Annotated in this window: 8 protein-coding genes; all 8 read right to left on the reverse strand. The window is 64.4% G+C overall.

What is annotated here, in order from left to right:
• Positions 1-42: 42 nt before the first annotated feature.
• Positions 43-1,008, reverse strand: a complete 966-nt coding sequence (gene rsmH / locus H6A15_RS05840) for a 16S rRNA (cytosine(1402)-N(4))-methyltransferase RsmH (protein WP_204672812.1) — start codon at positions 1,006-1,008, stop codon at positions 43-45.
• Positions 1,009-1,028: 20 nt separating this feature from the next.
• Positions 1,029-1,457 carry a division/cell wall cluster transcriptional repressor MraZ gene (locus H6A15_RS05845; protein ID WP_204672813.1) on the reverse strand — a complete coding sequence of 143 codons (429 nt, stop codon included), beginning with the start codon at positions 1,455-1,457 and terminating at the stop codon, positions 1,029-1,031.
• Between the two features lie 697 nt (positions 1,458-2,154).
• The gene (gene xerD / locus H6A15_RS05850; RefSeq protein WP_204672827.1) at positions 2,155-3,066 is read right to left on the reverse strand and encodes a site-specific tyrosine recombinase XerD; all 912 of its coding nucleotides are present in this window, start codon (positions 3,064-3,066) and stop codon (positions 2,155-2,157) included.
• 118 nt (positions 3,067-3,184) lie between these two features.
• The gene (locus H6A15_RS05855) at positions 3,185-4,846 is read right to left on the reverse strand and encodes a CTP synthase (RefSeq protein ID WP_204672814.1); all 1,662 of its coding nucleotides are present in this window, start codon (positions 4,844-4,846) and stop codon (positions 3,185-3,187) included.
• Positions 4,847-5,122: 276 nt separating this feature from the next.
• Positions 5,123-6,286 (reverse strand): DUF2207 family protein, encoded by a 1,164-nt coding sequence (locus H6A15_RS05860; RefSeq protein ID WP_204672815.1) that lies wholly within the window; start codon positions 6,284-6,286, stop codon positions 5,123-5,125.
• A 935-nt stretch (positions 6,287-7,221) separates the two neighbouring features.
• A complete protein-coding gene (locus tag H6A15_RS05865) occupies positions 7,222-9,228 on the reverse strand; it encodes an S-layer homology domain-containing protein (protein ID WP_204672816.1) in 2,007 nt (668 codons plus the stop codon).
• Between the two features lie 324 nt (positions 9,229-9,552).
• Positions 9,553-16,431 carry an S-layer homology domain-containing protein gene (locus H6A15_RS10665; protein WP_204672817.1) on the reverse strand — a complete coding sequence of 2,293 codons (6,879 nt, stop codon included), beginning with the start codon at positions 16,429-16,431 and terminating at the stop codon, positions 9,553-9,555.
• A 904-nt stretch (positions 16,432-17,335) separates the two neighbouring features.
• Positions 17,336-17,716: a hypothetical protein gene (locus H6A15_RS05875; protein WP_204672818.1), complete on the reverse strand. Its 381-nt coding sequence runs from the start codon at positions 17,714-17,716 to the stop codon at positions 17,336-17,338.
• Positions 17,717-17,818: the final 102 nt, after the last annotated feature.

Genomic DNA, 17,818 nt, shown 5'->3' on the forward strand with positions numbered 1-17,818 from the left:
TGGTGTGGCGGGATGGGGCCACGAAGCGCGCCGCCAGGAGGGTCAAATCCGTTGGGCGACGCGTATCTTGGCCGATCTCGCACGCGGGTTGCCCTCGACCTCCTCGGCCGATGCAACCAGCGGTTTGCGGGTGATGACGTCAAGTACCGGCACGTTGCCGCACACGCAGACCGGAATGTCCGGAGGGCAGGTGCAGCCCCGGCTCATCTCCTGGAACAGGCGCTTGACGATGCGGTCCTCGAGCGAGTGGTACGAGATGACGCACATGCGCCCTCCCGGGTTCAGCCAGCGGACCGCCGCCTCGAGCCCCCGCTCGAGCACCTCGAGCTCATGGTTGACCTCGATGCGGATCGCCTGGAAGCTCTTGCGGGCGGGGTGGTGCCCGTGCCGGCGCGCCGCGGCGGGTATGGCCGCCTTGATCGCGTCGACGAGCTCTCCCGTGGTGCAGATGGGCTCCTTCTGCCTGCGGCGGCAGATCTCGCGGGCTATCTGGCTCGCGAACTTCTCCTCGCCGTAGACGCGAAGAATCCGGGCGAGGTCGGCTTCGGTATAGGTGTTGATGACCTCTGCTGCGTTTAAGGGGTTGTTACCCGGATCCATCCGCATATCAAGGGGGGCGTCCTCGTGATACGAGAAGCCCCGTCCAGGGATATCGAGCTGCGGGCTCGAAACGCCCAGGTCGAACAGGATGCCGTCGACGCCCGGCACCTCGGCCGAGCACAGAAGCTCGTCGAGGTCTCCGAAGTTGCCCTTCAGAAGCCGGTGCGGGGTGTGGGGCGCCTCCCGGTCAAGCCGGTCGGATGCCGCCGCGAGCGCCATGTCGTCCTGATCGATACCTATGAGCAGGCCCTCAGCGCCCACCGCGCGTGCCATATGCACCGAGTGGCCGGCGCCGCCGAGCGTGCAGTCGCACACCACGGCTCCCGGGACGAGCTGCAGGGTGTCGAGCACTTCCTGGAGCATGACGGGTTCATGCCGATATGCTTGTGTCAACGTTCCCGTGGCCATGTGCGTCCCCCTTTCGAACCTTACGAGAAGAACAGCGCCATGAGCTTGTCTTGCGACTCAGCAAGGCGCGCGTTCCACGTCGCGCGGTCCCAGACCTCGAGGTGGTCGGCGTTGCCCACCACCGTGACCTCGCGCGAGAGGTGCTTGCTCGCGCGCAAGGTGTCCGAGAGGCCGATACGCGAGGCGGAGTCGATATCCATCGGCGCCGCCATCGCGTTGAGCATACGTCTGAGATCCTGGTCTTCCGGGCTGCGCGGGTTGAATCCCCCACGCTTCTCGAAAAGGCTGTCGACCCAGTTCCCATACTCGCTCTCAGAGAACACGTACAGGGCCTCGACATCCGGAGCGGGCAGAACGCGAACATGCTCACCGAGTTCGTTGCGGACGGCTGCAGGCAGGGAAAGGCGACCCTTGGCATCGAGATTGCGCTCGTATGTGCCGGTCAGCATCACTGCCGCACCCCTCCTCTCGGTTACTCGGCGGGTATGTGCGCGGAGAACCACTCCGCCTGTCGACGGTTTTAATCTTATGGTCTGGCGTCCCCCGGTGCAACACTTTTTCCCACTCTCTCCCCCAGCGGTACTATTTGACCCCTCGGCGTCGCACAGAACACCTATTCGGAGGGTGTCACAGCGATACTAGATATTGTGTTGTTATGCCCGTTTTATGCCCAGATATCGGGCGGCGCACGGGAACCTAAACCTTCGAGTTGAGGTTGAACCGATTTTTGGCACCTCTTCGGGAGTTGTGTCGAAACAAAGAACCCGCAGGTCAGAGCGGTGGGAGACGGTGGGGACGCTGTGTGGCGAACGTGTGGGGCACGCCTGAGGACACACGGCCCGCCGCAGGTGCGATCCGACAACTATATATGGTACCAAACGCCCCCCTCAGGACCCACCGTCGTCCTCCCACCCGCTCCCACCGGCGTGCCCACCTGCTCCCGCAGCTGTGTCCCCATGCTCCGCCGGCACGTCTGTAAGCGCACCCACACGACAAGGGAACCGAATGGTCAATGCAGGCGTCCCCTGGGCACGGCCCGCGCGCCCCCGGAGCGGGCTGCGAGGACCGGCGTTCGCCCTGCCGGCCCCAGCCTCCGGGGATGCGGCTGCTCGCGAGACGGCGCTGCTTTGCAACAGAAACCCGCCCTTACGCCCGGGGGTGCGCCGCGAGATAGACCTCGCGCAGCTGGGTGCGGTCCACATGGGTGTAGATCTGCGTGGTCGAGATGTCGGCGTGGCCCAAGATCTCCTGCAGCACGCGCAGGTCCGCGCCGCCGGCGAGCATGTGGGTGGCAAACGAATGGCGCAGCGTGTGCGGATGCAGCCCCTCGATCCCAACCGTCGCGCCATAGCGCTCGCAGGTGGCATAGACCGTCTGGCGCGAGATGCGGCCGCCGTTCTTGTTGAGAAACACCGCGGCGCCCACGCCTCCCCTGCGGGCGTGCGCGGCAAGCTCGGCGCGCGGTCCCGCCAGATAGTCGGAAAGGGCGCGCTCCGCGCTGCCCATGATGGGCACCAGGCGCTCCTTGGACCCCTTGCCAAAGACGCGCAGATACTCCTCGTCCAGATACAGGTCCCTCAGGTCGAGCCCCGTGAGCTCGCTCACGCGCAGGCCGCATCCGTAGAGCACCTCGAGTATCGCGCGGTCGCGCGCGCCCGCCGCGGTCGCGGGAAAGGGCTGCTCCAGCAGGGCGCGCGCGTCCTCTATAGATATGTAGTCGGGCAGGCGCTCGCCCTTTCGGGGAAGCCTGATGGTCGCCGTGGGATGGACCTCGGTCAGGCCCTCGCGCACCAAGAAGCGATGGAAGCCCTTCACAGCCGAAAGCGCGCGCTCCACGGACGAGTCGGCATAGCCCCCCTCGCGCCGGTCGGCGACGAACGCCTCCACGTCGGCGCGCGTCACCGCATCGGGATCAGCCACGTCTCGCGAGGCAAGAAACGCCACGTAGGTTGTAAGGTCGCGCCGATAGGCGGCGACCGTGTTGGGAGAGAGGTTGCGCTCCACGGAGAGATGGTCGAGAAAGACGCCGAGGTCCCGCTCGAGCTCCGTGTGCGGCAGCGCGGACCCCCGGGCGGCAGGCGGCGAGGCCCGCCGGGGCGAGGACGCCCCCGCCCCGGCAGAAGCCGGAGACGGGGGCGCGGGCACGTCTCTGTCGGGGCGCCTGCTCACCGGCGCCCTAGTTCATAGAAGCGTTCTTGGGCGTGACCTCGGTGCGGTCCACGCCCTCGTGGTTCGCGATGGTCGCGCGCATGAACTCGCGGAACAGCGGCTGCGGCTTGGTGGGACGGCTCTTGAACTCAGGGTGAGCCTGGGTGGCCACAAACCACGGATGCACCTCGCGCGGAAGCTCGACCATCTCCACCAGGCGCTCGTCCGGCGAGATGCCCGAGATCACGAGGCCCGCGCGCTCGAGCTCGTCGCGGAAGGCGTTGTTGAACTCATAGCGATGGCGATGGCGCTCGTAGACGAGCTCCTCGCCGTAGGCCTCGCGCACGAGCGTGCCGGCGGCCAGGCGCGCCGGATAGGCGCCCAGGCGCATGGTGCCGCCCTTCTCGGTGACGTCTTCCTGCGAGCTCATGAGGTCGATCACCGGATGGGCGCACTCGGGCTCGAACTCCGTGGAGTTGGCGTCCGCGAGGCCGGCCACGTCGCGCGCGAACTCGCACACGGCCACCTGCATGCCAAGGCACAGGCCCAGATAGGGAATCTTGTTCTCGCGCGCATAGCGGGCGGCGGCTATCTTGCCCTCAAGGCCGCGCACGCCGAAGCCGCCCGGCACCACGATGCCCGACGCGCCGCCGAGCACCTCCTGCGCCGCCTCCCAGGTGAGCGCCTCGCCGTCCACCAGCTCCACGTCCACGTGGCGGTCGAAGAAGATGCCGGAGTGATGCAGCGCCTCGATCACCGACAGGTAGGCGTCGGGCAGCTGGGTGTACTTGCCCACCACGGCCACCTTGATCTTGTCGGCGTGGTTGTTCGCATGGTCCTGCTTCGAGAGGAAGGTGTACCAGTCGTCCATGTGGCGCTCGCGCGGGTCCAGCCCCAAGCGTTCGCACACGCGCAGGTCGAAGTCCTGCTCGGCCAGCATGCGCGGCACGTCGTAGATGCTGGAGCAGTCCTCGTTGGTGAAGACGCAGTCCACGTCGACGTCGCAGAAGCTCGCGATCTTGGCGCGGATGGAGTCGTCGATCTCGTGGTCGCTGCGCAGGACGATGATGTCGGGCTGGATGCCGAAGCTGCGCAGCTCCTTCACCGAGTGCTGCGTGGGCTTGGTCTTGACCTCGTGGGCGGCCGAGATATAGGGCACGAGCGACACGTGGATGTAGCACACGTTCTCGGCGCCGGCGTCCTTCTTGTACTGGCGGATGGCCTCGACGAACGGCTGGCTCTCGATGTCGCCGATGGTGCCGCCCAGCTCGGTGATGACCACATCAGAGCCGGTCTGCTCCTCCACGCGGCGGAACTTGTCCTTGATGGCGTTCGTGACGTGCGGGATCACCTGCACGGTGCCGCCCAAAAAGTCGCCGCGACGCTCGCGCTTGATGAGCGAGCGGTAGATGGCGCCCGTGGTGAAGTTGGAGTCGCGGGTGAGGTTCTCGTCGATGAAGCGCTCGTAGTGGCCCAGGTCGAGGTCGCTCTCATAGCCGTCCTCGGTGACGAAGACCTCGCCGTGCTGGAAGGGGCTCATGGTGCCGGGGTCCACGTTGAGATACGGGTCGGCTTTCTGCATGGTCACCTTGTAGCCGCGCGACTTGAGAAGGCGTCCCAGAGAGGCCGCAGTGATACCCTTTCCCAGGGACGAGACGACGCCGCCGGTGACAAAAATATGCTTGGTCATTCGATTGTACCTACGCTTTCCCGCTTGGATCTGCCAGTCCTTACGGGTCTTTATCGTAGCACTCTGCGGCGCGGCGCACGCCAGCACATCGGGAATTCACGCGCATGAAACGGTTGGGACCAGCGGGACGCGGGACGCGGCAACCATACAGTCCGCGGTGCGCGCTGGCAGACGCGACCCGTCGATGCGCCACACGCTGCCACCGGGGACAAACGAGCGCAACCTGCCTGCACGCTGACTGGCCACGAGCCGGACAACGGGCACAAGATTGGCTGCTCAGCTGGAGCCATATTCGCTGAGCAGCCAACTGTTACGGATAAGATAGGCCGAGCGCAGCATGCCCACCGGCGTGATGAGGCGCTTTCCTCCCAGACGGCGGCCTCCAGCCAATCGCGACCTGCGAAGCGGCACGCCCTCGAGCTTCACGGCTCCCCCGTCCGACCAGTCAGCGGCCAGCCGCTCCAGCGAGGCATCGCCCATCTGACGTGCGAGCTGGGCAAGTTCCCCCTCGTCGAAATCCAACACCACCGCGAACTCCAGGAGCCGTCCGGCATCCCGCCCCGAAAGACCAATGCGCTCCCCCGCTTCCAGCGCGTGCTCGATCCGTGCGCGCAGCGCATCAAGGCGAACCGCTACCCGTGCGCCCGCAGGCGTGAGGCTGCGCTTGCGGGGGCTGACACCCCGCATACCAAGGTACAACGAGCTCGCCACGTAAATGAGAAAGGCGCAGACGGAGGGCACGCCCATCGCAAACCAGATGGCGCCCACAAGCCCCACGATTACAAACACCACCGCCCAACCGTTGTACCGGTCCGAGGCTCGCGTGTCCTCAGATAGCGTGAGGCCTGCCTGTCGAGAGGCCTGCTCAAGCGCCGTTTCATACGCGCGCACGTTGGCCGCTTGATCCTCGTAGGTCCACGTCCGGTTGTCAAGCGCCTCGCGCATGGTGAGGCGCGTGCTCCCCGTACAGAAAAGAGTCTTCATCGCCGCGCGGCCAAGGGCATCCTTGTCGCGCCCTCGACCGCAGGAGCGCACCACGGCGCCGCCCTCGCTGGGGTCGCCGCGCTCGATGCGCAGCGCGCCCTCGCGCACAAGGCGAAGCGCGGTCGCGGCAAAGGCATTCGCGAGCAAATCGTAGTCCACGACGCAGGCAACCTCGTCTGCCTCGAATCCCGGGGCCATAAGGTGGTCCCACGTCTCGTCGGCGTGGCCGTGGGTCCGCTCGGCTGTCTCCGCAGCGGCGCGCTCGCGGCGCTCGGCAGCCTCGCGGTCCGCACGCATCCATCGAACCATCAGATACGATGCCGCACCATATATGCCCGCCATGGCGAGCGTGAGCACCGCCGTCGCCGCGAGGTCTGCCCCTGCGCCCAGCGCGGACGCAAACGCACCCGCCAACGCCGTGCGGACGCCTGCCCACAAGAACAGCAACTGCGCCATGACCTCCATCGCATCCCTTCAGTTGGATTGCCCTGGGGCTCAGCCCCAATGCTCCCTCTTCTTGAGGGTACGTCGTGAGGCGTGCGCGTTCCGTAAAGCACCTGTAAGGCTTGTGCGTGCGGACGTTTCGACCCGGCCTTTGGAATCCTGCCAGGGCGCGCGGATGCCAGTCGTTTGAGCGTAAGGCACCCGGCCCAGCGCTGCTTGCGGCCCGACTTGCACAGCATTGTACCTGCTGCCGCCCCGAGTGAGCCGGCCATGATGGTGCCGGCAGGGCCCGCTGGCCGCGCGGGCGCGCCCCTTCGAGCATGGGCGAGCCGCCTGTTCGCGGTCTGCCCGCTCACGCCCATCTAGTTGGCCGCCTCGGCGACGCCGACGCCCGACCCCGCGCGGGAGACAAGGGCCTCCCGGCATCTGGACGTGAGCCTTGCGTTGAGATGGCCCCTTTGCTGCAAGACTGAACAACCCACAGCATGCTGGGCCATCCCTATTTGTCACCTCTTGGACGCAAACAACGTCTTGGCGCTAAACGGCTCGCGTCCAGTTGTGGGCCGCAGCCCAAAACGCTTCGCCTTTCCGATATGGTAACGGCAGCTTCAAAGTAGCCATAAAAATGACCACGCCTCTGCCCGCAAGTTTCTTAACAGCAAGGCACCACCTACTTGAATCATGCCCCCAACATGTCGGAAAGGTGAATCGATTTTCACCAAGCTCGTCACCATCAATGAATGAAGCAGGGCGCCATCGGCAGAACGCGCAAACGCACGAACAAGACGCTGGCAGGCGCCCCATGAACCTCGGGCAGACCTCAAGCGCGAAATGTGCCACGCGACACATAGCGAGCACTCCGCTCGCAAATGCAGGCCATGAAAGAGGGCCGCCCGGACGGACGGCCCTCACCAGGGATTACTGTTTGCCCGGCAAGGACGACGCCGCTATGCGACCTCTTGGGCGAGACGCATGAGCACGGCCGCGAGCTGGGCGCGCTCGAGGGGGTCTGCCGGTCCGAGCTCGCCGGTGTCGTCGTAGCCCTTGAGCAGGCCGGTCTCGACCGCCCACTCGACGGGCTCGAGCGCCCACGCGCTCGTCGAGTCCCCGTCGGGGAACGCCGAGAGGTCGGCGTCCGCGGCGGGCTCCCCTGCGGCGCGCCAGAACACGGCGGCAAGCTGCTCGCGGGTGAGCTCGCCCTCGGGGCCGAAGCGCCCCGTGCCGTCGTCGTAGCCGGTCATGAGGCCCTGCGAGGCGGCCCAGGCGACGGCCTCGGCGTACCAGGAGACGGCCGAGCAGTCGACGAACGCCGCGGCCCCCGCGGGGTCGGCCTCCGGCTCGCCCGCCGCCTTGTACAGGGCGGACGCGAGCTGGGCGCGCGTGAGTGCATCCCCGGTGCCGAAGAGGCCTGCGGACGGTCCCGCGTCGTAGCCGGTCATGGCGCCCGAGAGCCACGCCCACCTCACGGCCTCGGAGTACCACTCGCCCTCGAGGGCGTCCGGGAAGGGCAGGGCGTGGCTGCGGGAGTCGAGCGAGACGAGCCACTGCGAGGCGTGGTCGATCGACAGGCGCGCGACGCCGTCCTCGGAGACCACGGCAGAGCCCTCGAAGTTCAGAGCCTCAGCGTCCTCGTCGTAGCTGTATGCGTTGGCATACACGCCCGCAGGCATGCCGGCGACCGACGCCGCGAGCGTGAGCGTGAAGCCGAAGGGGCCGTCGTGCGCAAGCGTCGCCTGGACGGCGGGCATGCCCGCAACAAGGCCGACGAGGTCCGCAGGGATGCCGGCGGTGCCCACCTCGATACCCAGGTCGATATCGGAAAGCGCGGCGTCGGCGGGAATGGCAGCTCCGTCGATCTCCCAGGCGATTCCCGGGGCCATCTCGACGCGCGCCGTCACGTCGCGACCGGCCAGGGCGGCCAGGGCGGAGGCGGGCACCTTGGTCGTGCCTTCCATGTCAACCTCTACGGTAGAGCCGGGCTTCGCGGCGGCGAGGTCGGCGGCGATGGCGGCCCAGTTAGGACCGTCTTGCACGGGCGGGTTCTCCGGCTCGTCGACAGGCGGGGTCTCGGGGTCCTCGGGCGCGGCAGGCAGCAGCGCATCGACCGCCTGGGCGAGCAGGTCGTGCCCATGCGCGTTGGGATGGAAGTCAAGGTTGACCTTGCTGCCCCCGTCGACGATCGCGGCGTTGCATGGGTTCTCCGTCGCCGCCTTGAAGACGCCGTACGCATCGACGACGGTGACTCCGGACGCGGACGCGACGCCAGACAGGCCGGCGTTCAGCGCCTGCACCCCCGTATCAAACGTGTTCACGACGGTAGCCAGGCTGTCCCCCAGATGCCCGTAGGGGTTGTACTGGTTGACGACGAAGCACGTCACATCGGGGTTCGCCGCCTTGATTGCAGACAAGGCCTTGGCGAGGTTCCCCGACAGCTGCATCAGGGCGGCATGCGCCTGAGAGGAGGAGGGGAACCCATCGAGGAACCCGGTAAAGGAGTCGAGCATCGACATGTCGATGGGCTCGCCGCTCGCCAACATGCCCTCGATCTTATCCGCGGTAAAGCCGGGGCCGGGAAGGACGGCGTTCGCCTGCTCGGCCAGATACCCGTACAACGCCTCCATGAGGTCGTTGCCGCCGACAGTGATGGTAATGACGTCGGCGGCGGCCACGCTTGCCGCGACGTCGCCCTCGTCGAGCTGGGCAACTAGGTCGGTCGAGGTAAATCCCTCGCTCGACGCGTAGCTGGTAAGGGAGAAGCCGCGCTTTGCTGCGACGAGCTCGGGGAAGGACTCCCCTTCCCCGACGCCGTATCCGTCGGAGATGCTGTCACCCAGCGCGACATAGCTCTCGCCTCCCGCCGCGAAGGCGCGCGCGGGCAGGAATCCCAGGCACAGCACCAGGGCGCACAGCACGCCAAGGAGCCGTCCGCCCCTGCCTTGTAGAACCGTTCTCATACCTTGCTTCCTCCTTAAGTCCAAAACTTGGGGGACGCGCGACGAGACGCCGGCGATAACCGCCGAAACGTACCCCGACCACACAATCAACTGTAGGCGCTGACCGAGAAATGCACATCACCCGTTCGGAGGCCAAAAACGGGTGATGCGGAGCGCGTTGATAACTCCGATGAAGGGCTGGATCCCCGCCTTAAGAAAGCGCCCCCGCGCCGCAGGAGGGCTCGGGGGCGCCGACAGTCTGCGCCATACGCTCAGAGTCGAGGGGCAAGGTGTCCGTCGACGAGGGCGCCAGGCGATGGCCGCGCCGCGCGCTCGGTGGGCGGGCTACTCGTTTCCGGCCAGGCGGAAGAACACGGTCGCCGCCTGGGCGCGGGTGAGGTCGCCCGCCGGGTCGAGCTCGCCGGTGTCGTCGTAGCCCTTGAGCATGCCGGTCTCGACCGCCCACTCCACGGGCTCGAGCGCCCACACGCTCGTCGAGTCCCCGTCGGGGAACGCAGAGAGGTCGGCATCCGCCTCGGGCTCGCCAGCAATCCGCCAGAACACGGCTGCCAGCTGCTCGCGGGTGAGCTCGTCCTCGGGGCCGAAGCGGCCCGTGCCGTCGTCGTAGCCGGTCATGAGGCCCTGCGAGGCGGCCCAGGCCACGGCCCTCGCGTACCAGGCGCCAGCCGAGCAGTCGCTGTAGGCCTCAACTGCGGAGGGGTCTACCTCGGGCTTGCCCGCCTGGTTGTAGAGAATCTGGGCGAGCTGGGCGCGGGTGAGGGTGTCATCGGGGCCGAACGTGTTGGAGCCGTCGGCGTAGCCGGACATCAAGCCGCTCTCGACGGCCCAGTCGATTGCCGCGTGGTACCAGAGATTTTGGTCCACATCGACGAGATGGGCGCTCGGACAGAGCTCGCCGCCGTCGCAGACAAAGGTCACGGTGATCGTCACCTTGCCCGAGGGCTGCGTGAACGACCAGGTGCCGTCCCCGTTGTCGGTGACCTCCACGAGCTCGCCGTCCTTGTCGGTGACGGTCACGCTGTCGACCGTCTTCCCTTCGTCGGGCTCAGGCGTGATGGTGACCTCGTCGCCGGCGTGGGGACGCTCTGGATCGATCGACACGCTGCCGCCACCTCCCGGGACCTCGATCTCGGGCGGGTAGGTCGGACGCGAAACGGGCACCGGTGCCAGAGCAAGACCGCCCTGCTGCCTGGTCACGTAGTACGAGCCGTTATCGCTCGTGAAGGAAGAGAGCGCCGAGCTCGCAACGGCGTCGTCCGCCGTCGCAAACAGGCCGGGAGCTTGCCCCATGGTCACGCCGATCCTCGAACCAGTTGCCGGCACGCTGCTCATGCCGACCGTGACGTCAGCGGGAACGTAGAGGTTGCCCGCCGAATTGCCCATGACGGAGATTGCGGCGGGTGCCGGGGCGCCACCGGACGCCTGCCCGATGTTCACCGTGCCCTCTGCGTAGATGCCACCGCCCACCGGGGCCGTGTTGCCCGTGATGGTGCCGCCGTACAGATTGAACGTGCCGGCGGAGCTCCCAGCGGCCGCAGGATCAGGCTCGGCAAGAAGGTCGACGGAGAGCTCGGCCGCCACGTCGCCGCCGTCGACTTCCTTCCAGTCGCTGATTTTAGCGCCATCAACGTAGAGCGGGTTCGGCACGGGTGTCGTGTCCTGCGCCGAGCGCACCGCGACGCCGCCGCCGTGCGTGGTGGCCGTATTGCCGGAGATGGTCCCGCCGTACATGTTGAACGTCGCGCCGCCGAAGACGTACACGCCGCCGCCGCAGCCGATCTGATCGTCCTTGCCAGCGGTGTTGCCGGTGATGGAGCCACCGTACATGTTGAACGTGCCGTAGACCCCGACGCCGCCCGCATAGACGTACTCAGCGCCATCGTCATCCTTAAGCGAGAGGCCCGTCTTGCCGCTGATGGAGCCGGTAAGGCCCTCTCCACCGGAGCCGACCTGGCCCGAGTCGTACAGGTTGAGCGTCGAGCCGTCCATCACGATGATGGCACAGTCCTCGGAATCGAGGCTGTGGCCCTGGAGATCCAGATTGACCGTGGATTTCTCGTTGTCGCCGCCGATGTAGAGGCTCGTGGTCTTGAGCTTCGCGCCATTTCCGGCCAGGGTCTGGACCGAAAGATCGCCCGTCAGCTTGTACGTGCCGGACGAGATGGTGACGGCCTCGGCGGAGCTGCTCTCGAGGGCATCCGCAAGGAGCTCGTTCAGGCTCTCCTCCTCGTCATCCTCCGCAACCTTCTTGAAAGAGGCCGAAACGACGACGTCTGATTCGGGCATCGAGAAGGACCATGAGTTGCTGCCGGCTTCAACCACGATCACCTTGGAGCCGCTCTCATCGGTCACGGTGATGGAATCGACCTCATATCCCTCGTCAGGCGTCGCGGTAATCGTGACGTTGGTTCCGGCTGTCGCCGACGCAGCGGAAGATGCCAGCGAGCCGCCCTTGATCTTGTTAGCAACGGTAACGGTATACGTTGGGTCCTTAGGCACGGGCACGGTGAATGTAACCGCGTCGGAGGCCGCGGTGGCCTCGTGGTTCTTGGCGGTCAGCGTGAAAGAGTAGGTCTCGCCCGGAATGAGGCCACGCACGGTATAGGTGTCACCCTCGCCGGACGTGATGGAGAATGGAGACCCTTCGATGGGGACATCGTCCTGCGAAACCGCGAGCTCATAGCCCGTGATGGTGGCGCCGTTCTCCGTCGATTGAGTCCAGCTTGCAACCGCTGATCCGGCTTCCTCGCCAGCCGCCACCGTCAGCACGGGAGCGACTGGAGCGATTGGGGTGAACGTTGCAGTCACCCTTACGGCAGAAGCCGGCATCACAAAGGTATAGGTGCCGTCTGTCTGTTCGCTCAGTACAACCTGGTTGCCTGAATTGTCTGTAGCGGCAACCGATTCAGTCTCGTAGCCACTATCTGGCGAAAGCGTCACCTTCACCGCAGCGCCTGCCGCCGCGGACTGGGCGCTGAGCTCAATCGTACCGTGCTCCGTACTGCCAGCTGTGATGCCATAAGTCTCGGACTGGGGAGGGGTGTAGAGAACCGCATAACGTGCTTCCCCACCGCTTACGGTAAAGGTGATGTCCGACTCTCCCTTTGTCGCTCTCACAGATGAGGCGGTTTCGTTCTCGATGCGATAGACATCGAACGTCCCTTTGGCATCGATGCCCTCACCCAAATCCTCAAGCGACCAAGCGATACTGGTGGGGCACGCGCTCTCGATAGCCTCGGCACCCACCGGGTTCATAGGCGCAAGGTCAAAGGCGTCGATGAGCTGAGCGCCGGCGTCGATCTTGTTTTCGAGGACACTTTCCACAACGGTCTCATCCGCTTCGCTAAGCTCCGCTCGCACCCAGTAGCAGCTGTTGTCTTCGGCCGCGGCGGCAACGTCGACGCCCCTCACCGCGATAGTGATGATGGCGAAGTCGCCCTCGTTCGGCTGCTGGGCCTCAACCAGCACCGTCGCGGTCTCATCAGCAGAGACAGAGGTGAGCGTGAGCCGTAGCTCCTTTTTGCTGCTTGTGTCATAGCCCTGCGAATAGACAAAGCCGTCGTCATCCTCGATGGTGGTAACGCCAACGATGTCCGCGCCATCCAGCAGGCTTGAGATATCGTACTCAAACTCCGTCCCAAAGGGGTACGAACCGGCAGGGACCAGCAGGTCCGCGTTTTTAGTTACGCATGTCTTCGTTGTAATCGACTGAGATACCGACGAGCTGAACGAACCGGCAACACCCTCGCTGCTCGCAACCGCCGCCTTCTTGAGAAGAAGGGTGTAGGTGGTGCTCGGGCTGAGATTCTCGTACTTCACATAAGAGCTGGTCGAAGACTGGTCTTGTGGGATGACCTCGCTGTCCAAGAGGAGCTCGTATGACGTGTTGGCGTTCATCCCACGAGTATCAATCCAAATCGAATCATATCCAACCCGCAACCAAGAATCGGAAACCGTAGACAGGAGCGGACGGCAAGGAATCTCGATTGCCGTGACGCTGTCGGTTCCGGTATCTGTTGAGCTGCGGGCATACAGATGCTGGGCGTCTGCACCGTAGTCGGAAATATACTGCGTGATGCTGACCGTACCGCTCCCGTCCAGCAAGAGCTCATCCGTGCACGCTTTGTCCGCATAGAGGTCCATGCCTTCGGGCGCGGTAATCGTCTCGTTGACATAGTCGATTGTGAAGTCGGCGGGGTCGGGCCGCAGAGCAGGCAATGCAACCTCAACGGGCTCAGAACTCACCGCCTCTCCCTGGCCTGCAGAAGACGACCACGACGTCACCAAAGTGAACGAATAGGTCTTGCCGGGCTGCAACCCAGTGCCGTCATCGGTTGTCACTGAGCAGGACGTCGCGCTGCCGCTCCAGATCCCATTTGAGCTCGCTGAATCCTTCTCCTGCGCAAGGAGAGCATATTCCGTGATGGTGATGCCGTCGCCAGAAGCCCTGTTCCACGAGAAGTTGATCCGGACAGCCTCATAGCCCTCGTCCACAAACTCGGTGGTCGCGCGCAGCGTTGGTGCCGTGGGAGCGACTGCGATGGTCGAGATTTGCTTCGATGCCACCTCTGAACGGAACTTCTTCGTTTCGTTGCTCGCCTCGGAGCGCATCTCGATCGTATAGGTCGTTCCCGATGCCAGGCCATTGAACGTGATGACCTGTCCGCTGCCCGTCGCCTCAGCAACCAGCATGCCATTCAGCGTCAGACGGTAGGTGACGCCGACGGTCCTGGTGAAGCTTATGCTGCTTTCCGTCGTTGTGATGGCTGAGGCCTCGAGCGCCGGAGCAGCAGGACGAGGGGGAATTATAACCTCGGTCACCGACTCGGTATCGGTGGGGTCAGCCGTCGCGAAGCGCGCGTACACCTTCATCCCAACGAACCCGCTGATGTCGATGCTCAACTTGCCGGAGGTTGCGTTGAGATAGTCGTTGCAGGTGGCGTCGCTGTACAGGTTGACGCCGCTCGGGAAGGAGAGGGTCTCGTTCACGTAGTCGATCACAAAGTCACCGGGATTGGGCTTCTCGGACAGCGTGTAGAACATTGCGGGAGCACTGATGGCTCCGTTGCTGTCCTTCTGGATGAAGGTGTACGCCGTGCCCGGCTCAAGCCCGTCGAAAGACGGAGCAGCCTGCCACGCGCTCATTCCCACGCGCTTGTATTGGAATCCCTCACCCGCATCGTTGAGCGTAATGCTGTTCTGCGTGCGGCTGACCATCGTCGGTGCGGCCCCAGGCTCCGCCTCAGACACGACAGCTGCATTGCTTGTCACGCTGCCGGTGAAGTAGCCTTTTCCGGACACGACGCAGGTGATGACAGAGCCCTCGTCGGCACCCGTCAACGTATAGGAAGCATTCGTAGCTCCGTCGATCTTCTCGCCGTTGCGATGCCACTGGTAAGTGAGCATCGAGTTCGACCTCGCTGCTGCCGGCTTCACTCCGCTCGTGTCTACCGTCAGCGTGTCTCCCACACGTGCATAGCCGGAAAGCTCCGCGCTGGCCTGCCCCTTCAACGTGACCGTGCCCGAAAGCGCAATCACCGGCGTGGTGAGGAAGCGCTGGAATCCGGTCTCACTCACCGAGAAGCTATCAGAATCACTATTCTCGGCATCGACGAGCTTCGCATCCCCGAAGCGCATCGGAGCATCAGAGCATGCTGCGACCTTCGTCGTCGCCACAGATGCATAGCCGTTGCCAAGCTCGCCGATCGTCGCGGCGCCGGCGCCCTCGCCGATCGTAACCGCACCCGGGGTCTCCATCGCGTAAATCGAATAGTCCCCGTAAGCGCTTGCAATCACCATGGTGTTCTGCACCAGGTTGGTGTCGTTGACGGAAACCTTGTCGGCATAGACGGCCATGACGCCGGACTTCGCATGGATGGCAGGCGAGCCCTCAATCTTGACCTCACACGCATCCTGCAGGCCCGCCTCCGTGGCGAGACTGCCCTCGAGCTCGGATTCACCCGAGAGTCCCAGGAGGTCCGCCGCCATGCTGAGCAGGTTCAGCCCAGACGGGCCGCCCCAGCCGATGTCGCCAGCACCGACCTCGATCTCCACGCCGTCGACAGGCTTGTTGCTAAAATCGGACCAAGTGCCGGCACCGATCGCCGCGGATCGAATGCTCGTTGCGGTGACGTCGCTCTCGCCCTTGATGATGATGTCCACCACCAGGTCGCTTTCCGGTCCGGTGCTTCCGCTGTGCTTGATGAAGCTCGGCATGCCGATAGCGGCACCGTAGGTACTTGCCGCCTCAACTTGACTGTTCTCGATAGTGATGGTCGACCGATCGACACCTGCCTTTTCAAGATATGAATACGCCGAGTCGCTCAAGCCAATCGCCGCCGCCCGCTCCGCCTGAGCGTACACTTTGGAACCAGTGATCGAGAGGCTCTCGAACGTCCCGCCAAGGCATCCATAGGAATTGTCTGCGACGATTCCGTAAACCACGCTATCAGCGATGGTGATTTCCTGGGAGTTGCCCAACACGGCCCCGCTTGAGTTGCCCGACCACACGTTCGCATTGAAGGCGATGCGGGAGTCCTCGATAGACAACGAAGAGCTCGTGAAGTCTTCGGCATCGACGTTACTCGTGCGCTCGAATGAATCGATGTGCCCCACGCCGTTGATGGTGGAGTTCTCAATGGCCAGGTTCTTGGCCGCGATGCCCAAATTGACGTTGCTCACGGACGATTCCAAGAAGGTTATGTTCGCACTGTCGATCGTCATGGACTCGTCGCAGACCAGGCTGTTAGAGACCGTAAAGTTGCCGCTCAGCTCGTAGCTCGAGCTGCTATCAAGCCAACTGATCGATAGATGGGCCGCCCCGTCCGCGCCTCCAATCGAGACGAGGGAGCCTCCGCCGACCTGTTTGAGGGCACACATTCCGTCATAGGTGACCTTGTGCTCGCCCTCGCCGGTTGCAGAAAAGCCCACGTTGCCCTCGAGGGCAAAGTCTTCGAGCAGGAGGGCGGCATCCGTTGCTTTTCTGATATTGATAGTGAAGCTGCCGTAGCTTACTCCCGCGTTGCCCCTGATCGTGACGGTCGCATCGCTCTTTTGCGGAGACAGGTGCATGTAACCTGTGGGTACATCCCCAACATCTTGCTTGATGGGCGTGAAGTCGAGCACCACGTCGCCCTCGACCTGCTCGCTGAAGTTGTCAACTGCGGCAAGGTCGGTGAACGTGTACGTCGTGGTGCCCGTCACCGGGTCAACCGTCTTGGTATACCCTTCGCCCCCATTCGCCGCGTATGCGCCCGTTGGCCAGAGACCCAAGCACAGCAGCAGTACACACAGCAACCACCTCATGTGAGACCTCATGAGCCATCGCCCCCTTCATCCTCCCATGAAAGTAGGAATAGATCGCCATGTTGCAAGCATGGCAAAAAGCAGGGAAAGGCACATCACCCGTTCCCGACATCGGATTGGGTGATGTGCCTGAATGAGATAACCCCTCTTTATTCCGCCCCAAAGATCGAAAAGCGCCATCCTTCCGTAACGCATCGATAAACCTGCTCGATTTGCAGGCAAAAGCTCGACGAACAGCAACCACCTGGGCCCCGACACTCTTCAACGGTATTCTTCGCTAAAACGAAGAGTACTGTTAGACCTCTGATATTTTTCGCCCATGCAGGGCGCGGGACTCCCCGCCCAAGGAAAGCGCCCCGGGCCATGCCCCCAAGCCCGGGGAGGCCGCCCCGAAATCAAATCGATTCGCTTTTCCGACATTTTGGCGGCAGCCACCAAGTAGACGGCGGGTTGCCAACAAGAGACCCGCAGGTAGCCGCGGTGCCGACTTCGCGGCTACTTGAGGGATGCGCCCAAAATGTCGGAAAAGCGAATCGATTTTTCTCGACGCCCGCCGAAACCCCGAAAAGAGTGCGCAGCGCCGGCAAAACCTCGACCAAAAGAAGCCCAAACGCCTCGAGGATGACGCCCATCCTGGCGTCGCCGCGGTCACGACCCAAGGCCTGTTGTTCTTGAGAGCCGTTACCGGCCTACCCGTCGCATTCACCTCTGCGGTGACCTTTGGGAAATCCGTCTTAGCCCCTGCGAGCCCGATCGTTGCGGCCACGGCTCCTCCGATGCGACGCAGTGAGGCCAATCACGCTCAGTGCGCCTTGTGACCAGAAGCCAACGACATGGACGCGTACAGGGGCAGCCGAACCAGGTCGTCGCCGGTGGCGGGGTTGTGCACGTGCCTCCATCCGGCGGAGAAGCGGTAGGTGATGTCGATAATGCGGCGGAAGTCGTCGGGCCATGCGGGCTTGATCGCGGCCTCGAGCATGCCGCCGAGAAGCCCGTGGTGCTCGCCCAGCGGCTCGATGAGGCCGTCGGGGCGGGCGAGCTCCCACGCCGCCAGCAGGTGCTCGCGGGCCTCGTCCGCGCGGCGCTGCGCCATGAGGTCCATGACGGCGACGAGATGCAGGTAGATGGCGGGGATGGGATAGGAGTCCTCCTGCATGGCGAAGGCGCCCAGTGTTAGTGTCAATCTATCTTTCGCCGATTCCACCAACGAACCTCACCCGTTCGCGCCAACGCACATGCGCCGATCCCGCCAGCGTCACGCGCCGCTTCCGGCGTCCCGGTCCGG

The organism is Enorma phocaeensis (assembly GCF_016901575.1).
GTDB classification, from domain to species: Bacteria; Actinomycetota; Coriobacteriia; order Coriobacteriales; family Coriobacteriaceae; genus Limicola; species Limicola phocaeensis_A.